The sequence below is a fragment of the Kitasatospora sp. SC0581 genome, from assembly GCF_048159585.1.
In the GTDB taxonomy this organism is placed as follows: Bacteria; Actinomycetota; Actinomycetes; order Streptomycetales; family Streptomycetaceae; genus Kitasatospora.
In genome coordinates this window covers 1-5,122 of record NZ_JBLRWA010000060.1, presented here as the reverse complement: position 1 = coordinate 5,122, position 5,122 = coordinate 1, and the positions used below count along the sequence as shown (strand labels likewise).

The 5,122-nt window shown below is 71.4% G+C and carries 3 protein-coding genes and 1 pseudogene; all 4 read right to left on the bottom strand.

Annotation, left to right across the window (positions count from 1 at the left end; translation table 11 throughout):
- Positions 1–32 precede the first annotated feature (32 nt).
- Positions 33–674 (bottom strand): DUF742 domain-containing protein, encoded by a 642-nt coding sequence (locus tag ACLWS4_RS36915; RefSeq protein ID WP_074001503.1) that lies wholly within the window; start codon positions 672–674, stop codon positions 33–35.
- Positions 675–835: 161 nt separating this feature from the next.
- Positions 836–1,249, bottom strand: coding sequence for a roadblock/LC7 domain-containing protein (locus ACLWS4_RS36910; protein WP_030248297.1), 414 nt, complete (start codon positions 1,247–1,249; stop codon positions 836–838).
- 10 nt (positions 1,250–1,259) lie between these two features.
- Positions 1,260–4,637 carry a nitrate- and nitrite sensing domain-containing protein gene (locus tag ACLWS4_RS36905; RefSeq protein ID WP_416876410.1) on the bottom strand — a complete coding sequence of 1,126 codons (3,378 nt, stop codon included), beginning with the start codon at positions 4,635–4,637 and terminating at the stop codon, positions 1,260–1,262.
- Positions 4,638–5,038: 401 nt separating this feature from the next.
- Positions 5,039–5,122: pseudogene (locus ACLWS4_RS36900) on the bottom strand (ATP-binding protein); the annotation flags it as partial.

The following is a 5,122-nucleotide window of genomic DNA, read 5'->3' as shown; positions in this document are numbered from 1 at the left end:
CGGAGGTGGTGGCGCGGGTGGGGGCGGCCGCGTTAGAGCTTGCGAAGTCCACTGAGGACCCTTTCGAGCAGCGTGACGTCGGGCTGGTTTCCGGTTTCGCCGCCGGAAGCGGGCTGGTGGATGGCGACCAGGCCGGCCTCGGCCAGGTCGGCCACGAGGATGCGGGCCACTCCCAGGGGAAGGGAGAGCAGCGCCGACACCTCCGCGACGGATTTGACCTCCGTGCACAGCGTGCAGATCCGCTGGTGCTCAGGGAGCAGGGTGGCCATGCGCTGCGGGTCGACGTCGGCGGAGACCAGGGCCTCCAGCGCGAGTTCGTAGCGCGGCCTGGTCCTGCCACCGGTCATCGCGAACGGGCGGATCAGCGGGCCGGAGTCGGGTTCGTCCTCGAACTCCTCGACGTGGCCGGGCTCCTGGGCGGGCAGGTAGCCGGGGTCCGGCTCGGGCGCCGGGGCCGGGTAGCCGGGCGCCGGGGCGCCGTACGAGGGCTGCCGGGCGTACTGGTCGTACTGGCCGTACTGCTCTTCGGGCCGGGGGTACGGCTGCCGGGGCTGTCCGTACTGGTGCCGGCCGTACTGCTGACCGTGGCCGACGCCGGGTGCTCCGAAGGCGTCATGGCCTGTGCCAGGGTACGGAACACCGTATTGGCCGCTGCGGTCGTCGGGCGGTGTCACGGTTCCTCTCCTCACAGGGTGCGGCGGTGCGGTGCGAGCTTCGGCGCAGGTCCGGAGCCGGTGGTGCGAAGGCCGTACAACGTCCGAACCCGAGCCCGCCGAAGCGGGCCCGGGAAGGACGCGGAGGTACTTCGAATACCTGGACGGTATCCGACGAACCGTCAGTGCAGGAGACTGCCCTGGAGTTCCGCGCGGAGTGCGGGGGTGAGGACGGCGCCGGCGCGGTCGACGAGCAGGGCCATCTCGTAGCCGACGAGGCCGATGTCGGAGTCCGGCGCGGCCAGGACGGCGAGTGCGGAGCCGTCGCTGACGGCCATCAGGAACAGGAAGCCCCGTTCCATCTCGACGACGGTCTGGTTGACCTCGCCGCCCTCGAAGATCCGGCTGGCGCCGGAGGTGAGGGAGGTGAGGCCGGAGGCGACGGCGGCGAGCTGGTCGGCGCGGTCCCGGGGGAAGCCCTCGGACATGCACAGCAGGAGGCCGTCCGCGGAGACCACCACGGTGTGGGACACCCCGGGGGTGTTGTCCACGAAATTGGTGATCAGCCAGTTCAGGTTCTGTGCGGCCTGGCTCATCTGAGTCAACTCAACGCTCCTGGTGGTTCGAGCCGCCGAAGAGATCGGTGCTCCGGTTCTGTCCGTTGCCGGACTGGTCTACCTGATCGGGGTCGATCCGGAAGCTTCCGGTGTTACCGGCGCTGCGGCCCTGCTCCACACCGCGGCGCAGGTTGGTGAGGCGGCCACGGACCTCCTCCGGGCTGCGGGAGACCTGCGGCCCGTCCTGCGGGGTGGACTTGGCGTTGCCGGGCACCAGGTTCTGCTTGGGCACGCGCCGCGGCAGACCGGCACCGGTGGTGCCGCTGGAGGAGGGCTCGCGCAGCTGCTCGGCCCGCTGCCAGTCGCCGTCGTTCGGCGACTGCCAGGCGGCGCGGGCGGTCGGGCCGGTCGGGCCGTAACCGCCGAGCGAGGACACGTCGTGGCCGCGCTGGGTCTCGGGCGCCGAGGTGTCCTTGGCGCCGGCGAACCAGTTCGGGCTGTCGCCGGACTGGCCGCCGCCGGCCGGCGCGGCGGGGAGGCCGCCGCCCGCCAGCTGCTCGCCGGGACGGCGCTGCGGCAGCCCGGACGGCAGGGTGGCGTGCGGCTCGGCGGCGGGCAGCGCGGGCGGCTCGGGGGCGTACGGGTGGCCGGCCGGGGAGTCCTGGGCCGGGCGGCCGTACTGGTCGTCGGCGTACCCGTCCTGCTGGTAGCCGCCCTGGTCGTAGCCGTACCGGTCGTCGGCGTACTGCCCGCCGGCCTGGCCCTGCTGCTGGTCGTAGCCCTGGGGGGCGTACTGGTCGTAGCCGTCCTGGGCGTACCCGTCCTGCTGGTACTCGTCCTGCTGGTAGCCGCCCTGGTCGTAGCCGTACCGGTCGTCGGCGTACTGCTCGCCGGCCTGGCCCTGCTGCTGGTCGTAGCCCTGGGGGGCGTACTGGTCGTAGCCCTGCTGGTAGTCCTCCTCGACCTCGGCGTCGACCACCGGCGCCTGCGGGGCGCTCTCCAGGGCCGCGCGGCGGACCTGGTCGAGGCGCTGCGAGCGCTGGACGGCCTCCAGGGCGGGGCTGAACCCGCTGGAGCCGGCGTTGCCGGTGCCGGTGAGGTGGTCGTCGAAGCCGAGCTCGGCCGCGCTGCGGGCGCGGGTGTCCGGCGCCCACTCGGCGGCCGGCTCCTGCTCGGCGAAGATCCGGGAGACGGTGAACTGCTCGTCCGGCTCCGGCGCCGCACCGGACTGGGTGACGAACGGCGGGAGCATGACCAGCGAGGTGGTGCCGGCGGACTCGCCGGACGGGCGGAGCTGGACGCGGATGTCGTGCCGCTGGGACAGCCGGCCGACCACGAACAGGCCCATGCGGCGGGAGATGGTGGCGTCCACCGTGGGCGGCTCGGCCAGCTTCTCGTTGATCTCCGCGAAGTCCTCGGCGGTGAGGCCGATGCCCTTGTCGTGGATCTCGACCAGCACGCGGCCGTCCGGCAGGCGGGTCGCGTTGACCAGCACCCGGGTCTGCGGGCTGGAGAACGAGGTGGCGTTCTCCAGCAGCTCGGCGAGCAGGTGGACGAGGTCGGTCACGGCGGCGCCGACGACGTCGACCTCCGGGATGCCGGAGAGCTCGACGCGCTCGTACTGCTCCACCTCGGACGCGGCGGCGCGGAGCACGTCGACCAGCGGGACCGGGGTGTTCCAGCGGCGGCCGGCCTCCTCGCCCGCGAGGACGAGGAGGTTCTCACCGTTGCGGCGCATACGGGTGGCCAGGTGGTCCAGCTTGAAGAGGTTCTCCAGCTGGTCCGGGTCGGCCTCGTTGTTCTCCAGGTCGGTGATCAGCGCCAGCTGGCGCTGGATCAGGCTCTGGCTGCGGCGCGACAGGTTGGTGAAGATCGCGTTGACGTTGCCCCGCAGCAGGGCCTGCTCGGCGGCGAGCGCCACGGCCTGCTGGTGGACCTGGTCGAACGCCCGGGCGACCTCGCCGATCTCGTCCTTGCCGTGCAGCGGGATCGGGGTCACCGAGGTGTCGACCCGGTCGGGGTCGGTCTTGGAGAGCTTCTCGACCAGGTCCGGCAGGCGGTGGTCGGCGATCTCCAGGGCGGCGCTGCGCAGGGTGCGCATGCCGAGGATCATCGAGCGGGCCACGTAACCGGTCAGCAGGCCGGCCAGGATGAGCGCCGCGACGACGATGACCGTGTTGAGGATGGCGTCGTAGAGCGCGTTGTCCTTCAGGTTGCGGGAGTCGGTGAGGACCTCGTCCAGCAGCGCGAGCTCGGTGTTCCGCAGGGCCTGGATGTGGGTGTCGGTGGCCTGGTTCCAGTTCTCCTGGGTCAGGCCGGCGTTCTTCGCCTCGGTGTACGCGGCGTCGGCGACCGCCTTGCCCTTCTGCTGGCCCTCCGCGGCGGCCTGGCTGTACGAGGCGCCGAGCTGGAGCAGGCCCTGCATGGTGGGCGGCGCGCCGTTGGGCATCTTGTACGCCGAGCGGTCCTGGGCCGCGGTCTGCGCGATCTGCGCGGCCGCGTACTTGGCGGCGTCCTCGGGGGCGCTGCCGGTGTTGAACTCGTTGATGGAGACCTGTTCCAGCTTCTCCGAGATCAGGATCTGCTGGATCACGTCCTGGTTCTCGTAGCGCGTGGTGACGTTCGCCGAGATGCCGACCAGCAGGTTGAGCATCAGCGCGCGCTGGGTCGACGCCGCGGCCTTGGCCAGCGACATCGCGTAGATCGCGCGGCCCTTGCTGGTGGCGTTGGCGGAGCCCAGGCCGACCGAGTTGTCGAAGGCCAGCAGCGGGTCGAGCATCACCGAGTACGCGTTGGCCGTGGCGCTGATGAACAGCTCCGGGTTGTACGCGTTGGCCCGCAGGTGCGGCAGGTCGACCACCAGGGTCTGGAAGGCCTCGTGACGCCGGGGGAGCTCACCGGACTTGTCGGAGGCCGCGTAGGCGGCGTTGTACGCCTTCAGCGCGGCGTCGGTGGCGCCGCGGCGCTTGGCCACCTCGTTGTTCGGGTCCTGCTTGGTGAGCAGGGGTATGAGCGTCTTGTCGCGCTCGTTCTCCAGCGCCTCGGCGAGTTCGGTCGCCGCCTTGGCCAGCTCCGCGGTCTTCTCGGCGCGGGAGGCCTTGATGAAGCCGTCGACCGAGGTGTTCACGCGCAGACCACCGAAGACGAGACTGATGGTCACGGGGATCAGCAGGATCGCGATCAGACGGGTCGGCACGCGCCAGTTGCGCGGGCGGAGGAAGTCGTACCGGCTCGATCCGCCGTCGCCCGACGAGCCGCCGCCGCGGGGTGTCGCGGCCGGGGGCTCGGGAGCCGGGACGGTGCTCTGGGAGCGTTCCTCGGTGGGAGCGAACGCGGAGAATCCGGCCGGGTCCCCCGGGGTACCGTTCGGCTCGCTCTGGCGGGGCTCGGAGCGCCGCTGCGGGGCGGGTTGCTGCTTACGCCTCACTCGACAACTACCTCTCGGCCGACTGCCGGCCATGGATCAATCCAGCGCTACCCCTGGGCCCTGAACCGCCGCCGTAGGGGCCGGCGCAGGAGAAACCAGGGGTAGCTGGAATTTCAGCACGTGCGGGGATGGGGGACAAACAGCCGCCGTCCGGCACCCGCCTCGGTACATTCTGGACATTCACCGACATGACGGAGCAAAACCGTGGTCACCTGGCGCTGAGTGACGCTGTTTCGCCACGCTGAGTCATTGTTGATCACAAAATGCCTACCGAACTGTTATCCGCTGCTTATACACGGGTCTTGCGCGCGGCCCCCGGAGGTCACCCGCGGGTAGGCACCGCGGTCCCGACGGCCCGTCGCGGGGGACGGACCGTCGGGGCCGTGCGGTTCCCCCCTCGCTCAGCGGAGCCGGGCGAGCAGGGCGTGTTCGACGAGGGTGATGAGGGCGCTCTTGGCGCTGTCGCGGCGGCGGGCGTCGAGGGT